Annotated in this window: 15 protein-coding genes; 7 read left to right on the forward strand and 8 right to left on the reverse strand. The window is 60.0% G+C overall.

Annotation, left to right across the window (positions count from 1 at the left end; all coding sequences use genetic code 11):
- Window positions 1–12 precede the first annotated feature (12 nt).
- The 5 genes from rlmH (at window position 13) to CCGE525_RS21920 (ending at window position 5426) form a co-directional block, all read left to right on the forward strand.
- A complete protein-coding gene (rlmH, locus tag CCGE525_RS21900) occupies window positions 13–495 on the forward strand; it encodes a 23S rRNA (pseudouridine(1915)-N(3))-methyltransferase RlmH (RefSeq protein ID WP_120706126.1) in 483 nt (160 codons plus the stop codon).
- A 180-nt stretch (window positions 496–675) separates the two neighbouring features.
- Complete coding sequence (locus tag CCGE525_RS21905; protein WP_120706127.1) at window positions 676–2139, forward strand: murein hydrolase activator EnvC family protein; 1464 nt, start codon at window positions 676–678, stop codon at window positions 2137–2139.
- Entirely contained in the window at window positions 2129–3457 is a 1329-nt protein-coding gene (locus tag CCGE525_RS21910; protein ID WP_120706128.1) for a S41 family peptidase, read from the forward strand. The genes CCGE525_RS21905 and CCGE525_RS21910 overlap by 11 nt, the downstream gene beginning before the upstream one ends.
- A 225-nt stretch (window positions 3458–3682) precedes the next feature.
- Window positions 3683–4870, forward strand: a complete 1188-nt coding sequence (locus CCGE525_RS21915; RefSeq protein WP_120706129.1) for a divergent polysaccharide deacetylase family protein — start codon at window positions 3683–3685, stop codon at window positions 4868–4870.
- Between the two features lie 16 nt (window positions 4871–4886).
- Window positions 4887–5426 (forward strand): RNA pyrophosphohydrolase, encoded by a 540-nt coding sequence (locus CCGE525_RS21920; protein ID WP_120706130.1) that lies wholly within the window; start codon window positions 4887–4889, stop codon window positions 5424–5426.
- Between the two features lie 234 nt (window positions 5427–5660).
- On the opposite strand, the gene bfr is transcribed toward CCGE525_RS21920, so the two are convergent.
- From bfr to CCGE525_RS39055, 5 genes are all read right to left on the reverse strand, one after another.
- Window positions 5661–6146 carry a bacterioferritin gene (gene bfr, locus CCGE525_RS21925; protein WP_028753752.1) on the reverse strand — a complete coding sequence of 162 codons (486 nt, stop codon included), beginning with the start codon at window positions 6144–6146 and terminating at the stop codon, window positions 5661–5663.
- Complete coding sequence (locus tag CCGE525_RS21930) at window positions 6112–6423, reverse strand: (2Fe-2S)-binding protein (RefSeq protein WP_120706131.1); 312 nt, start codon at window positions 6421–6423, stop codon at window positions 6112–6114. The genes bfr and CCGE525_RS21930 overlap by 35 nt, the downstream gene beginning before the upstream one ends.
- A 139-nt stretch (window positions 6424–6562) precedes the next feature.
- Window positions 6563–10039 carry an error-prone DNA polymerase gene (locus CCGE525_RS21935; RefSeq protein ID WP_120706132.1) on the reverse strand — a complete coding sequence of 1159 codons (3477 nt, stop codon included), beginning with the start codon at window positions 10037–10039 and terminating at the stop codon, window positions 6563–6565.
- Complete coding sequence (locus tag CCGE525_RS21940; RefSeq protein WP_245472192.1) at window positions 10036–11463, reverse strand: Y-family DNA polymerase; 1428 nt, start codon at window positions 11461–11463, stop codon at window positions 10036–10038. Before CCGE525_RS21940 ends, CCGE525_RS21935 begins: the two co-directional genes overlap by 4 nt.
- Window positions 11464–11503: 40 nt before the next feature.
- On the reverse strand, window positions 11504–12472 hold the full coding sequence (locus CCGE525_RS39055) for an ImuA family protein (protein WP_245472060.1): 969 nt from the start codon (window positions 12470–12472) through the stop codon (window positions 11504–11506).
- Between the two features lie 163 nt (window positions 12473–12635).
- Between CCGE525_RS39055 and CCGE525_RS21945 the strand changes: the two genes are divergently transcribed.
- A complete protein-coding gene (locus tag CCGE525_RS21945; protein WP_120706134.1) occupies window positions 12636–13073 on the forward strand; it encodes a metallopeptidase family protein in 438 nt (145 codons plus the stop codon).
- Between the two features lie 21 nt (window positions 13074–13094).
- Here the strand turns inward: CCGE525_RS21945 and CCGE525_RS21950 are convergent, their stop codons facing one another.
- The 3 genes from CCGE525_RS21950 to CCGE525_RS21960 all read right to left on the reverse strand — a co-directional run bounded on the left by CCGE525_RS21950 (window position 13095) and on the right by CCGE525_RS21960 (window position 14740).
- The gene (locus CCGE525_RS21950) at window positions 13095–13517 is read right to left on the reverse strand and encodes a hypothetical protein (protein ID WP_162950239.1); all 423 of its coding nucleotides are present in this window, start codon (window positions 13515–13517) and stop codon (window positions 13095–13097) included.
- Window positions 13518–13598: 81 nt separating this feature from the next.
- A complete protein-coding gene (locus tag CCGE525_RS21955) occupies window positions 13599–13805 on the reverse strand; it encodes a DUF1737 domain-containing protein (RefSeq protein ID WP_120706136.1) in 207 nt (68 codons plus the stop codon).
- On the reverse strand, window positions 13802–14740 hold the full coding sequence (locus CCGE525_RS21960) for an HpcH/HpaI aldolase/citrate lyase family protein (RefSeq protein ID WP_120706137.1): 939 nt from the start codon (window positions 14738–14740) through the stop codon (window positions 13802–13804). The genes CCGE525_RS21955 and CCGE525_RS21960 overlap by 4 nt, the downstream gene beginning before the upstream one ends.
- Window positions 14741–14866: 126 nt before the next feature.
- On the opposite strand from CCGE525_RS21960, the gene CCGE525_RS21965 reads away from it, so the two are divergent.
- Window positions 14867–15097, forward strand: a complete 231-nt coding sequence (locus tag CCGE525_RS21965; RefSeq protein ID WP_104824895.1) for a hypothetical protein — start codon at window positions 14867–14869, stop codon at window positions 15095–15097.
- Window positions 15098–15220 lie beyond the last annotated feature (123 nt).

Below are 15220 nucleotides of genomic sequence, written 5' to 3' on the forward strand. Positions count from 1 at the left end.
TTGGGAGCGGGAATGCGGATAGGTCTTTTTGCGGTGGGACGGTTGAAAACCGGCCCTGAAAAGGATCTTGCGGCCCGTTATCTTGACCGTTTCGCCAAGGCTGGTCCAGCAATCGGCCTCGAACTGGCGCGCATGACCGAGGTCGCCGAAAGCCGCGCGTCCAACGGTGAGACGCGCAAGCGTGAAGAGGCGGTCCTGCTGCAGAAGGCCCATCCCGAAGGCGGCATTCTCATCCTCCTCGACGAGCGCGGCAAGGCGCTGGACAGCGAAGCCTTCGCTGCTTTGCTCGGTGGATTCCGCGACCAGGGCAAGCGCGACCTGACGCTCGCCATCGGCGGCGCGGATGGTCTCGACCCATCCCTGTACGACAAGGCCGACGCCACCATCTGCCTCGGCAAAATGACCTGGCCGCATCAACTGGTGCGCATTCTCATCGCCGAACAGCTCTATCGCGCCGTCACTATTCTGTCCGGCCACCCCTACCATCGGGTTTGACGTAGCGCCGCCGGAAATCGAAACACTCGAAAACAGTTTGGCTTTCGGATATTTTGCGTTAACGGAACGCTCACACAGGCGTGTTTTGATTCCCGCCGCAAAATTGATGATGCTTCCTGGATAATCGCGGCAAATCGGTTTAATTTCACGCGATTTGAGGGGCTGAGCCCAAACGACTGGATGAGAAAAACCCCGCCCACGCTTTCCCGCCTGTTGCTGCCATCTCTGGCGGTGTGTTTTGGCGTGGGTGTCTATGTTGAAACTCCGCTCCAGTTCCGCGACATGGCCCAGGCTCAGGAAGATGGCGGCGCGTCACCCACGCGGACCAAGGACGATCAGCCCGCCTCAGCCACACCATCGGCGCAGCCGACGGAGCGGACGCCCGACCCGGCTGCCGATCTCGCCCGAAAGCGCGACCAGACCCGCGCCGAGCTGGAAGAATTGTCAAAGACCATCAACCTTTCGGCCGACAAGACGAAGGCGCTGGAAGACGGTATCGCCTCGCTCGACAAGAGCACCGCCAGCCTGCGCCAGGCGCTGATCGACAGCGCCGCCCGCCGAAGGGATATGGATCGCAAGATTCAGCAGAGCGAGAAGACGCTGACCGATCTCGCCGTCAAGGAAGACAAAATCCGAGGATCGTTACACGAGCGCCGCGGGCTGCTGGCCGAAGTTCTGGGCGCATTGGAACGCATGGGCCGCAACCCGCCACCGGCGCTGCTGGTGACGCCGGACGATGCGCTTGCCTCCGTGCGCAGCGCTATCCTGCTCGGTGCCGTCGTTCCCGGCATGCGCAAGGAGACGGACAAGCTCGTCGCCGACCTTACCGATCTCACCAAACTGCATGCCGCCACGGCTGCCGAAAAGGCCGATCTCACCGCCACCATGACCAACAGTCTGGAGGAGGAACGGCGCATGGACCTTCTGATCGCCGAGAACGACAAGCAGACCCACGAAAACGCTGCTAAACTGGATGCCGAGCGCAAGCGCTCCGAAGAACTGGCGGGTCAAGCGACCAGTCTCGAGGGTCTCGTCGCGTCCCTGGAAAGCCAGATCGGCTCGGTGCGCGATGCCGCTGCCGCCGCGCGGGCGGAAGAGGCGCGCCGAGAGCAGATGACCGACCAGCAGCGCGAACAGGCCAAGGCACTGGCCGAAGGCGGCGTGCCCGATAAAAACCGCATTGCGCCCGCATATCCGTTCTCCGACCTTAAACGGAAATTGGAGCTGCCTGTGGCGGGTGATATTCTCCGCCAGTTCGGCGACGATGACGGAACGGGACATACGGCGATGGGCATAACCGTCGCGACCGGCCCCGACGCGCTCGTCACCGCTCCTGCCGATGGGACGGTCGTCTACGCCGGCGCGTTTCGCAGCTACGGCCAGATGGTTATCTTGGACACGGGCGACGGCTATCACATGGTGCTGTCAGGAATGGACGCGATCAAGACGCGTCTCGGCAAATTTGTCTTCGCCGGAGAGCCGCTCGCTGTGATGGGCGAAAAAAGAGTCGCGAGCGCGACTGCATTGGCGCTGGAAACGGATCGGCCAACGCTCTACATTGAATTTCGAAAAGATGGGAAGCCGGTCGATTCTCGACCTTGGTGGACCTCCAAAGACACTGGAAAGGCACGCAATGATACGTAGGGCTTCTCTTGTTCTCGTTGGCGCATTGATGGGTGCGACCGCGATGAGCGTCATCTACACGGCGGTAGCGCCGGCGGAAGCCGCAGGCGCTTCCACGTACAAGGAATTGTCGATTTTCGGCGATGTCTTTGAACGTGTGCGCGCGCAGTACGTAACACCGCCCCAGGAAGACAAGCTTATTGAAGCCGCCATCAACGGCATGCTGTCCTCGCTGGACCCGCATTCGAGCTACATGAATGCCAAGGATGCCGACGACATGCGCACCCAGACCAAGGGTGAATTTGGCGGCCTCGGCATCGAAGTGACGATGGATAACGACCTGGTCAAGGTCATCACTCCGATCGATGATACGCCCGCCGCCAAGGCCGGTGTTCTCGCCGGCGACTATATCACCGCCATCGACGGCCAGTCCGTACGCGGCCTTAAGCTGGAAGACGCCGTGGAGAAGATGCGCGGCGCCGTCAAGACGCCGATCAAGCTGACGCTGATGCGCAAGGGCGCCGACAAGCCGATCGAACTCACCATCATCCGTGACGTGATCGCTGTTGCCGCCGTCAAGTCGCGCGAAGAAGGCGGCGACGTCGGTTATCTCCGCATCATTTCCTTCACCGAAAAAACCACTCCGGACCTGGAAGCCGCGATCGCCAAGATCAAGAAGGACATTCCAGCCGACAAGCTGAAGGGCTACGTCCTCGATCTGCGCCTCAATCCGGGCGGCCTGCTCGATCAAGCGATCAACGTCGCCGACGATGTGCTGGAGCGTGGTGAAATCGTCTCCACCCGCGGCCGCAATCCGGACGAGACCCGCCGCTTCAACGCCGGCCCGGGCGACCTGACCGACGGAAAGCCGATCATCGTGCTCATTAACGGCGGTTCGGCTTCAGCCTCGGAAATCGTCGCCGGCGCCCTGCAGGATCTGCGCCGCGCCACCGTTCTCGGCACCCAGTCCTTCGGTAAGGGCTCCGTGCAAACCATCATCCCGCTTGGCGATGGTAACGGTGCGCTGCGCCTGACGACGGCGCTCTATTACACGCCATCGGGTCGTTCGATCCAGGGCACAGGTATCACGCCTGACGTCAAGGTCGACGAACCACTGCCCGACGATCTGAAGGGTAAGCTGGTGACCGAAGGCGAATCCAGCTTGCCGGGCCACATTAAGGGCCAGAGCGAAACCGACCAAGGTTCCGGCTCGGCCGCCTATGTACCGCCGGATCCGAAGGACGACATTCAGCTCAACTACGCGCTTGACCTGTTGCGCGGCGCAAAGACGGACCCGTCCTTCCCGCCCAATCCGGAAAAGGCGGTTTCCTCCAAATAAGGAAACAGCGCCGGGCTGGAAACAGACCCGGCGCTTTCATATCCGGAGCGAGGTGATCTATCTCATCTCGCTCTTGCTGTTTGAATAAGTGCGATCTTATTCGAAATCCATTTTGGATCATGCTTGGGTGTTTGGAATCTGGAGCGTCCTCTCCGCTTTGATGGCTACGCTTGAAAGCGGAATGCTCTGGGGCGGACAGCTTCCCGCTTGGGGTGGATACGGACTTTGGGAACGGATTTGCATGCACCGCTGGGCCAGAACCGCAGCCCTGGCCGCAAATGGCAGCGCCCTCCCTTCGGGCGCATCCTTGCCGGGTTCTGCCTGATCGCGATCGCCAGTTTTTCCCTCTATTCGGCGCTGCTGCGCGACAATCTTCAGAAAACTCCGCCAGCCGAGACAGCCGAGAAGACCTCGCCACCCCCAACAGCGGCGGCCGAAAAGCCCACCACGAGCAACCAAACGGGCCTGACGCAAGTCGACCCGCAATCTGGCGCCGATACCCATCGCATCGTCACCAGCGACGGTTCCGTCGTGACGATGTTCAGCCCGAACTCGCGCGACGGCAGCGGCCCGGTACTGATCAACGCCAATCAGGTCGGCCAGGATCCGCGCATGGCGGCAACGCCGAACGACAGCCTGCTGGAGGACTCGCCCTCCGGCAAATTGCCGATCACGGCACCGAGCGGGCTGAGACCAATGGACCAATATGCGCGGCCCTGGTCCGGTGCCCGCGGCACGCGCGTTGCCATCGTCGTCAGCGGTCTCGGCCTCAGCCAGACCGGCACGCAGCGCGCCATCGAGAAGCTGCCCGAGGAGATCACGCTTGCCTTTGCCGCCACCGGCAACAGCCTGCAGCGCTGGATGCAGGAGGCGCGGCGAGGCGGCCATGAGATCCTGCTCCAGGTGCCTTTCGAGCCTTTCGATTATCCCGGAAACAATCCCGGGCCGGATACGCTTTTGACCTCGCAGCCCGCAGCCAAGAATATCGAAGACCTGCACAAGGCCATGGGCGAGATCACCAACTACACCGGCGTGATGAACTATCTCGGCGGACGGTTCCTTTCGAATGCCGATGCCATGGAACCTGTCATGCGCGATATCGGCAAGCGCGGCCTGCTGTTCCTTGATGACGGCTCCTCGGCACAGTCCAAATCCGGCACCATCGCCAAGGCGCTGGAGGTGCCGCATGCTTTTGCTGACGTGCAGCTCGACGGAGAATTGCAGCAGGATGCCATCCTGAAGAAACTCGATGAGCTGGAGCGCATCGCGCGCCGCAATGGCTCGGCGATCGGCGTTGCAGCCGCTTTCGACGAGAGCGTCGATGCCATCAGCAAATGGAGCGAGGAGGCAGCCATGCGCGGCATCGAGATCGTTGCCGTCTCGGCCCTCGCCGACGACCCCAAACATCCCTGATCGTTAGAGGATAACCATGAGCAAGAGCCATCAACCCGTCAGAGCCGAAGACCTGCCCTATCGCCCTTGCGTCGGCGTCATGGTGCTCAGCCGCGAAGGGCTGGTCTGGGCCGGCAAGCGCATCCCGGATGTCAATTCCGAATATGACGGCTCGCCGCAGCTCTGGCAGATGCCGCAGGGCGGCATCGACGAGGGCGAAGACCCGCTGGAGGCGGCCTATCGCGAGCTCCATGAAGAAACCGGTATAAAAACCGTGACGCTGCTCGCCGAAGCGAAGGACTGGATCAACTACGATCTGCCGCCGCAGCTGATCGGCATCGGCCTCAAGGGAAAATTCCGTGGCCAGACGCAGCGCTGGTTTGCCTTCCGCTTTGACGGCGACGAAAGCGAAATCGCTATCAATCCGCCGCCGGGCGGCCACGAACCGGAATTCGACGCCTGGGAATGGAAGCCGATGGCGGAGCTGCCCGGCTTGATCGTCGCCTTCAAACGGTCTGTCTACGACCAGGTCGTTGCTGAATTCCAGCATTTAGCCGGTTTGAAGGCGGAAGACTGAGCGAAGCCCGGCCGCCGAAAAAACGGCCGGAATCATTGGAGCGGTTCAGCTTTTCGCAGAATCTCAGAACCGCTCTATCCTTTTGTTTTTCTTCCCAATTCCGTACTTTTTCTGAAATTGCTCTAAAGCGTGTCGCGATCTTTCAGATTCGCTTGCCACGCTTTAGCTCTTTGTATTTATGCGTGTCGTTATCGCAAAACCGCCGCACACCTTGCGCGACATGCGCTAGGCGAATTATTCGGCGGAGTCGGCTGAATCGGCGTTGAGTTGGCCGTATTTGGCCTCACCGATCTTTTCGAGCAGATCAATCTGAGTTTCCAGGAAGTCGATATGACCTTCCTCGTCCGCCAGCAGTTCCTCGAACAGCTTCATTGAAACATAGTCTCCGGCGTCGTGACAGATATCGCGTGACTTCTTGTAGGCGGTGCGGGCGTCGTATTCGCCGGCGAGATCGGCTTCCAGGACTTCCTTGACATTCTGGCCGATGCGCAGCGGCGCCAGCGTCTGCAGGTTCGGATGCCCCTCGAGGAAGATAATCCGAGCGACCAGACGATCGGCGTGGTGCATCTCTTCGATGGATTCCGCACGCTCCTTCTTGGCAAGCTTGGTATAGCCCCAATCTTCCAGAAGCCGGTAATGAACCCAATATTGATTGACTGCACCGAGTTCGAGAAACAGCGCCTCGTTAAGCCGCTCGATGACTTTTTTGTCGCCTTTCAATGTCCGCTCTCCTGTTTTCTTCGTGGAACTTTTTCAAGCGGGACATGAAATCAAATATCTCCGCCTCAGTCGAGTGGCGGCGGGCATGATAGTCCTCGGTCGTCTGGATGATGATGTCGACGACATTCGGAAAACAGCCGCAGCAACGGCCGCGCTTCGACATGGCGTGATAGACCTTGGCGGGAACGATGAGCTGCCAACAATCCTGATCAAGGAGCTCAATGATGGTCTCCCGGATTTCTTTGTCGGTGATGTAATTACAACTGCAAACCAGCATCTTCGCTCAGCCCGTCAAACATGACATCTGCTGTCTTGTTTCTGCGAAAGAAGACGATCTTTGTCAAGAAAGAATCGATTCATTTTTCATGACGACAGGCGGGGCAGGGTCACTTCAGTGTGAGACTTACCCCTGCGTATCAATGGAAGTTACGGCCTCGCGGCATGACACTTGCCGTTTCGGTGACATCTCTGTGGCCATCTGCCACGGTCTCGGCCGCCTGCGCCCGCGCCAGCCGGCTTGCCTCGATGAGCCGTTTCTTTTGCCGGTGATCCATGGTCGGGCGCAAGGCTTCATCTGCCCGATCGCTGACCCCAAAGCGCCTAGCTTCGCATTGTAGGATCCCCAGCGCCGAGGTCATATCCTCGATATAGTCGACCACCACATGGATGACGCCACTTTCGCTCTGCAGTCGGCCGCGGATCTTGACCAACCGGGCGCCCATGACGATGGCGCGGTATTTGTCGAACATTTTCGGCCAGACGATCGCATTGGAGACGCCGGTCTCGTCCTCCAGCGTCATGAAGATCACGCCCTTCGCCGATCCCGGCCGCTGGCGCACCAGCACCAGTCCGGCGATTGTCACCATCCGTCCATTAGCGACATTGGTCAGATCTCGGTTCTGCACGATGCCCATACGTGCGAAATCGGCCCGTAGGAAGGAAACAGGATGCGCCTTCAACGACAGCGACAGATAGCGATAATCCTCGATCACCTGCTCGCCGGGCAGCATTTCCGGCAGGGAAACCGCTGGCTCGACTTGCAGGTCGGTGCGGTCGGCAAGATCGAAGAGGGGAAGCTTTTCAGCGGCGCTGCCGGCATCGAGCGCCCGCACGGCCCAGAGCGCCTCGCGACGGCTGAGCCCGATCGAACGAAAGGCATCGGCATCGGCCAGACGCTCAATAGCGGACTTGGCAAGGCCGGAGCGCAGCCAGAGATCCCGCACGGACCGATAGCCATCGCCACGCCGCTCGACGAGCTGCTTCATCTCATCCTCGGACAGGCCTTTGACCTGCAGGAAGCCGATACGGACGGCACATTGCGTCTTGATGATCTCGCGCATTGACGCATGGCGCGGCTCGACCGAACTGCGATCGAAAGACGCCTTCTCTAGCAGGCAATCCCAACTGGAATGATTGACATCCACCGGGCGCACCTCGACGCCATGCTCACGCGCATCGCGCACGAGCTGCGCCGGCGCATAGAAGCCCATGGGCTGGGCATTCAGGATCGCCGCACAGAAGACATCGGGATAGTAGGCCTTGAGCCAGGAAGAGGCGTAGACGAGCAAGGCAAAGGAAGCCGCATGGCTTTCGGGAAAGCCATATTCGCCGAAGCCCTTGATCTGCTCGAAGCAGTTCTTGGCAAACTCACGATCATACCCTCTCGCAGCCATGCCTTCGACCATCTTCTTCTCGAAAGTGTGGATGGTCCCGGTTCGCTTGAAGGTCGCCATCGCCCGGCGCAACTTGTCAGCCTCAGCAGGCGTAAACCCTGCTGCCGTAATGGCGATTTGCATTGCCTGTTCCTGAAACAGGGGGACTCCCAGCGTTCGCTTCAGAACCTCTTTCAGCTCTGGGCTCGGATAGTCGAGTTCCTTTCCTGCCCGATCGGCCTCCCGCCGCTTGAGATAGGGATGCACCATATTGCCCTGGATCGGGCCAGGCCGGACGATCGCCACTTCGATGACCAGATCGTAGAATCTGCGAGGCCGGAGGCGTGGCAGCATGCTCATCTGCGCCCGGCTTTCGATCTGGAAAACGCCGATCGTGTCGGCACGGCAGATCATGTCATAGACAGGTTCGCCATCCGGATAGTTGGCGTAGCCAAGATCGGCAAGCTCCTTCTTCACGTCGTAATGCAGCAGAAGGAGATCGAAAGCCTTGGCAAGACAAGTCAGCATGCCGAGCGCCAGCACGTCGATCTTCAATATGTTGAGATTGTCGAGATCATCCTTGTTCCACTCGATCATGTAGCGGTCGTCCATCGCCGTGTGCATGATCGGCACGACTTCATCCAGTCGATCCCGGGTGATGACAAAGCCGCCGACATGCTGGGTCAGATGCCGGGGAAAACCCATTAGCGTCGAAGCATAGGAAAGAACATTCCGTGTCGTCCTGTCCTTGAGATCGAGACCGGCAACCTTCGCCTCGCGCTCGGACAGCTCCTCCGTCGACCAGCCCCAGACACCGCTTGCAAGAGCCGACTGCACATCCTCCGACAAGCCGAAGGCTTTCGCCACTTCGCGACCGGCCGAGCGCGCCCGATAGCTGGTGACCGCAGCCGTCAGCCCGGCATGTTCGATGTGGTAATGGTCATAGATAAACTGGATGACTTTTTCACGCTTCTCATGCTCGAAATCAACATCGATGTCAGGCGGTTCCTCGCGTTCCGTCGAGATGAAGCGCTCGAACAAAAGCGTCGTAATCTTCGGATTGACTTCCGTGATCCTGAGACAATAGCAGACCAAGGAGTTGGCGGCTGAACCGCGCCCCTGACACAAAATATTCTGGCTGCGGGCAAACTCCATGATGCGACGCACTGTCAGGAAGTAAGGCTCATATTGCCGCTCGCGTATAAGAGTAAGCTCATCGTTGATCTGTTTGACGACTTCTTCGGGAATCTCATCGGGATATCGCCATCTGGCGCCCTCCCACGTCAGCCGCTCCAGCGTTTCCGAAACGGTTTGGCCGGGAACGCTTTCGTCGGGATAATTATGCTTCAGCTCATCCAGCGAAAAAGACAGCCGGCTAAAAAACTTCTGCGTATTGGCGATGGCCTTCGGATAATCCCTGAAAAGGCGGGCCATCTCGGCAGAATCCTTCATATAACGTTCGGCATTGGCAGCCAGCTTGAAGCCGGCCTCGGCGATCGGCACATGCTCGCGGATCGAAATGACGATATCGGCAAGCGGCTTGCGTTCGGTGGCGTGATAGACCGGTTGGTTGCTGGCGATCAGTCGCACGCCATTGCGCTGCGCAAGGATAGAAAGCGTGGCAAAGACCATCTGATCCCGCCCGTCATAGGCAGGCGACAGGACCATATGGAACTTTCGGCCAAAGCGCATCCATAGCCGCTTCAGGCATTCCTCAAGCTTTGCCTGCCCCTCCGGCGTCTCGATGCTGTCAGCCTCGGGAACAAGGGCCAGCATCATCTCGTCGCCCCATTCCATCAGATCGGCTTCTTCGAGCTGGCAGGAGCCTTTCTCGGCCCTGAGGTTGCCGGCGCTCAACAGCCGGCAGAGATGCGCCCAGCCCTTGCGGCTCTGCGGATAGGCAAGGACATCGGGCGTGCCGTCCGAAAACACCAGGCGAGCGCCGGGCTGGAAGGGAACTGGTTTCAGGAGGGGCTTTTCCGGCTCCCCCTTGGCTCTAAGTTCAAGGTTTTCCTCGGCGGTCCTCTTATATTCCGCCCGGAGAACCTTGATATGCGCATGCGCCCTGACGACGCCTGCAACCGAATTGCGGTCGGCAATTCCAAACCCCGAAAGTTTCAGGATAGCGGCTCGCACCACCATCTCTTCCGGATGCGAGGCGCCTTCGAGAAAGGAGAAATTCGTTCTCACCCCGATCTCGAATAAGGGTACGGGTTCGTGAAAGCTCGGGCGCGCGTTCATGCGAAGACCCCGTGCATATACCAATCCGGTCCCGTTCCGCCTCGACCGTAGAGACCCTTGCGGAACAGCCAGAAACGATGGCCCTCTTCATCCTCGATCTGGAAATAATCGCGGGCAGGCTCTTCCTTTTCCTCGACCCACCATTCCGCCGAAAGCCGCTCCGGCCCTTCGGCCCGGCTGACCCGATGCATGACTCGCCGCCAGCGGAACTGCCGGGGAGGGCCGTCGGGTACTTCGGCGGCAACGGTTTCGATCAGCTCCGGCATGCGAAACAGCCGCAGCGGCCGCTCGCCGCGGAAGAAGCCATGGCCGGCATCTTCTCTGCCGGTCCGCGGCTTCGAAGCGAGGATAGCCATGGCCGGCATTGGTCGCACGGCCCGTTCAGGGATATGACTCTGCTGCAATTCGAACCCTTGCAGGCAATCCGGCCCCAGCCGTGCGGCCACCCGGTCGACAAAGGCGGAAAGCGAGCTGTCCTGGCGGTCTTCACCGACAAAATCGCCTTGCGTTGCATCGAAAGGTGCATGCTGAAGGACGTTGAGGCGGACGATCTCGAAGCCATAGCCGACATCAAGATCGTCATGAATGGCGCCAAAGCGCTCCGTGAACAGGCTTGCGATCCGGCTCGGCTCCCGCAGCGGCTGCGATGCGCCGGCTGCGATGCGGAACACTATGCCGTCGACCCGGAACAGCAAAAGCTCGAACAAACGGCCACCGACGCCCCGGCCTTCCAGCCCCGGCTTCACGGTTTCGGCAAGCTGGCGGGCAAGCTGGAGAATATCGTCTTCCGCCTGCACCGGCTCGGCAAGCCGGCGCTCGGCCGACAATTGCGCAACCGGACGGCGCGGCGAGATCGGCTCCTCGACGAGGCCGACGGCCTGATCGAGCCGCAAAATCAGCTGTGCACCGAAGCGACGGGCAAGGGGCGCACGCGGCGCAGCCAGCAGATCGCCCGCCTGCTTCAATCCCAGCTTCTGCAAGGCCGCAACGGTTTCCTCGCCAAGCCTGAGCGAGGCGACCGGCAGTGGGGCCAGCGCCTCCTCCATGGCCTCCGGAGGAATGGCGCGACTCTCGTCGAAGCGGGCAACCGCCCAGGACAGGCCTGGCGCGGAGGAGATGGCGCCGCGGACATCGAGCCCAAGACGGGAAATCCGGATCAGGATATCCTCGAGCAGCGCTTCTTCACCGCCGAAGAGATGGGCGCAACCGGTAATATCGAGAAAGAGCCCGTCCTTGCCGTCGATCGCTACCAGCGGCGTATAGCGATCGCACCAATCGGCGATCGCCTCCAGCAGCTTGCGGTCCGCGCCCGGATCTTCTTCCACGACGTCAAGGGCGGGACAGATCGCCTTTGCCTCGGCAACACCCTGACTGAGCTTCAGGCCGATCGTCTCGGCCCTTTCGTTGAGCGCGGTCAACCGCATGGCATTGTTCAGCTTGCCGGCGCAGGCGAGCGGCGGCGCTTCAAGCCTGCCTGTCGAACGCCAGGACAGACCCCAGCGCTTGCGCGAGATCCGGTCGGTCGGCAGATGCGGGAAGGTTAGCGCCAGAATGCGCTGCGTGTTCGCCGGGAAAGGCAGGGCGCTGAGTGTCGAGGACAGGGGCAAACTGGCGGTCATGGGCATTCCACTCCAGGGTTATGGAAAAGGGCGCCGGGTTGCGGCTCTTTTCCAGGGTGAGACGAAAGGCCGGATGACCGATGCTGCCGCCAAGCAGCGATCCGTCCGGCAGGGACCGCGCCTGGGCCGGCGCGGGTTCGACGAGCAGACGGAAGAGAGCGCTGCTCGCCTCTTCCTCGCCCGCTTGACGCAACAGAAACAAAGGCCGCCCCGCCGCCTTGGCCCGAAGCGCAAGCCGCCGGCTCTCGGTCAGCCCAAAGCGGGCCGGATTGCCGCGCACTTCCAGAATGACGACCGCAAAGGCCGTACTGACGAGAGCCGCCTCCGCCAGCCAGAGCGCCTCTTCCAGCTTGCGCGGCGATGCCTGCAGAAAGCCGGCAGGTTCCAATCCGAAATCCCGAAGCCCGATCGCATAGGGTAGGCCCGCCTCCATCGTCGCGACCGTATCGCCGATCCACAGAACCGGCGATACGGTCGCAGTTTTGCCGGCGGCTTGCCCCCCAGACCGCGCAGCAAGAGCTTTAAGCCGCGCAGCGAGAGCGAGAGTGAAACCGCTGGCCGCTCCGGCATCCCGCAAGGCCAGCGACCGGATCTCCGTCAGCGCATCGAGCGGCACGCCGCCCTGCATCGCCTCGTCGAGATCGGTGATCCCAATCGCAAGCGGCTGGACAACATCCGCCGGACCGGCCCCCGGCTCCGCCACCAGCGCCTCATGCGCCACGGCTGCCAGCGCCGGTATCGGCCTGCCTTCCAGTCGGGCGATGGTTTCACGCAGGGCAAAAAGCGTCTCCCGCGCCACGGCGGCCTCAGCCATGACGTTAGCTCCAGATCAATTATGTTCCTGTTATGTTCTTATGGATTCCAGAGGTCCAAGGAAGAGTCAACACCATTTTATGAGAAAATATTCCTCTGCCTGATTCCACTCTCGAAAAACCGAAACAAAGGCTCTATATGACCAGCTAAGAAAGGGAGCATTTATGGCCCGCATTGACCAGAGCGAGGATTGGCGGGACCGCCACGCGCCCTCAATCAGCACATTTGAATCGCTGGCCATGGAGGCTTACGGCCACCTGCCGGATGAATTTCGCTCGCTCACCGGCGATCTCATCATTCTCATCGAAGATTTTCCCGACGACGAGGTGTTCGAGGATATGGCGCTGGAAACGCCCTTCGACCTGCTCGGCCTGTTCGAAGGCCGCGGCATCTCGGAGCGTTTCACCGCCCAAACCGGGGAAATGCCCAACAAGATCCGCCTCTATCGCCGGCCGATCATCGATTATTGGGCGGAAAACGAAGAAACCCTCGGCGACATCATTACTCATGTCCTGATCCACGAGATCGGCCACCATTTTGGCCTCAGCGACGAGGACATGGAGCGCATCGAAGCCAGCGCCGAGGAAGCGACGGATCGGTGAAGCATTCCCGCATATACTTGATTAGTCTTTGCGGACCGGTCTAGTGACCGTTGCGTACCAAATATCCCTAAGACAAATGCAATTATAATCAACAACATCTGTCATAGCCAAAAATATCTCTTCAAGAATATTCTTGTCGATTCTATAGACTTCCGCACTTAAATCTTCCGCATCAACATGGATGACACCGGATGCATCTAAAATGGGATTGAGATATTTCGAGAATTCCTTGTCGAGGAAAGCAATAGGGATAGGTTCGCAAACGTAAGAAATTAATTTCTCACCGTTGAACACCATTCCCCAGTTTTCGACCCCTTCTTCCCAATCCGTGCGGCCATCTGGCACCCTCGCTCCCAATGACTTCAATAGCTTTGAGAACGATGCCTTATTCCATCTACCTTTTAACTTGAGCGCATCTCGGAACGTATCCGTTATATCAAACAAATTGAATCCCTGGAGACAACGAATGAAGAGATGGCAGGATCGCCAGTCTATCCTTTCTTGCGGTTAAGCCATTGCGATGGCTTACTGCTCCGAAAGCTTCATTTCCGGATCGTAATCCTTGCCCGCGACGTCCTTGACGACTGCCTGGCCGCACTGCATCAGGCCGGTTGCGGCGTTGAAGGCGTAGGTCGGCGAGCCCGAGAGTTCCCAGCCCTTGTTCAGCGCCGCGGTCACCTTGTGGCAGAAGGAAGCGTCGTCGGGGCCGGTGAGGAAGCGATAGAGTTTCATGAAACGGTCTTTCGTTGTGCAATGGAGCGCTCTGCAATCAGCTCGGATTTATGGACCAGTCTTTCCGCCTGGACAAGATGCAGCCGCTCGACCATACGCCCGCCGAGGTTCACGACGTTGAGGCCGGCCGCCGCCCGATCGGCGAAAGCGGCGACAATGGCTTTAGCCTCGGCAAGAGCCGCCTCGTCCGGTCCGAAATGCCGGTTGGCGAGCTCGATCTGGCTCGGATGGATCAGCATCTTGCCGACAAAGCCCATGGCGTGGCCCTCGGCACATTCGGCATCCAGGGCCTGCATATCCTTGAAATCGTTGAGGACACTGTCGATGGCGTCGAGCCCATAGGCACTGACAGCCAGCACCACCTGCATCAGCCAGGGCACGAGGTAGGTGCGGCCCGGCTGCGGTAACACACCAGTTTCCTTGCGCAAATCGTTGAGACCGACGACGAAACAATCGAGCCGGCTTCCTGCCGTACGGCCGGCCTCCGCTATTGCCGCGGCGTTCAAGATGCCGCGCGGCGTCTCGATCATCGCCCAGATGCGCAGGCTGTCCGGCGCATCCGCCTCGGCAAGCCTGTCGCTAACCGTCATTACATCCTGCGGCTCGTCGATCTTGGGCAGAAGAACGGCATCCGGTTCGAGCGCCAGCACCAACTCCAGATCATCGGCGCCAAAACCGGACGACAGGCTATTGATGCGGATGATCCGCTCTTTGCCGGCCGCTTCTTTGCCGGCTGGCGGCGGATCGGCGAAAAATGTCCGCAAGTTCTCCCGCGCTTCCGCCTTCTTCTCCGGCGCCACGGAATCCTCGAGATCGAAGATGACCGCATCGCAATCTAGGCTGGCTATCTTTTCAAGAGCACGGCGATTGATCGCTGGGACACTCAGCACCGAGCGGCGCAGGCGGACGGAACTGGGAGGGGCGGGTCGGCTCATGATAGAGTTTTGCCGCGCTTTCAGCCATCAGGCAAGATAACAACGGGCAAGACAACAAAAAGCCATGCTCCTCTTGCAGATGAAAGGAGAGAGGACCACATTGCCATGAGTAGAGAGGTCTCGACCATGCAGAATATCCGTTCCTTGTTTATCGCGCTTGCGGGCATCACCGTGTTTGCAGCCCTGGCGCTGTTTACCGTTTCGCTCACGCTCGCCGTCGGCGGCATCCTCACCGTGCTTATGGTGGGCCGCGCGATTTCATTGCGGATGAAGCCTGCTCCGGTCCGTGCCAAGGCGAACGGTCAGCGCGAAATGCGCATCTGGAACGACGGTCGCGGCACGATCATCGACCTCTAAGACAAGACCGCGGGCAGAGCGGCTCCTTGCCGTTCTCCGATGCACTTCCCCACGCGCAATTCTTGACATGCGGATCTGCGGCCTAAGCGCCCGGTTTCAGAGCATTTCCAAGATTCCCCTTCA

Source organism: Rhizobium jaguaris (genome assembly GCF_003627755.1).
Classification (GTDB): domain Bacteria; phylum Pseudomonadota; class Alphaproteobacteria; order Rhizobiales; family Rhizobiaceae; genus Rhizobium; species Rhizobium jaguaris.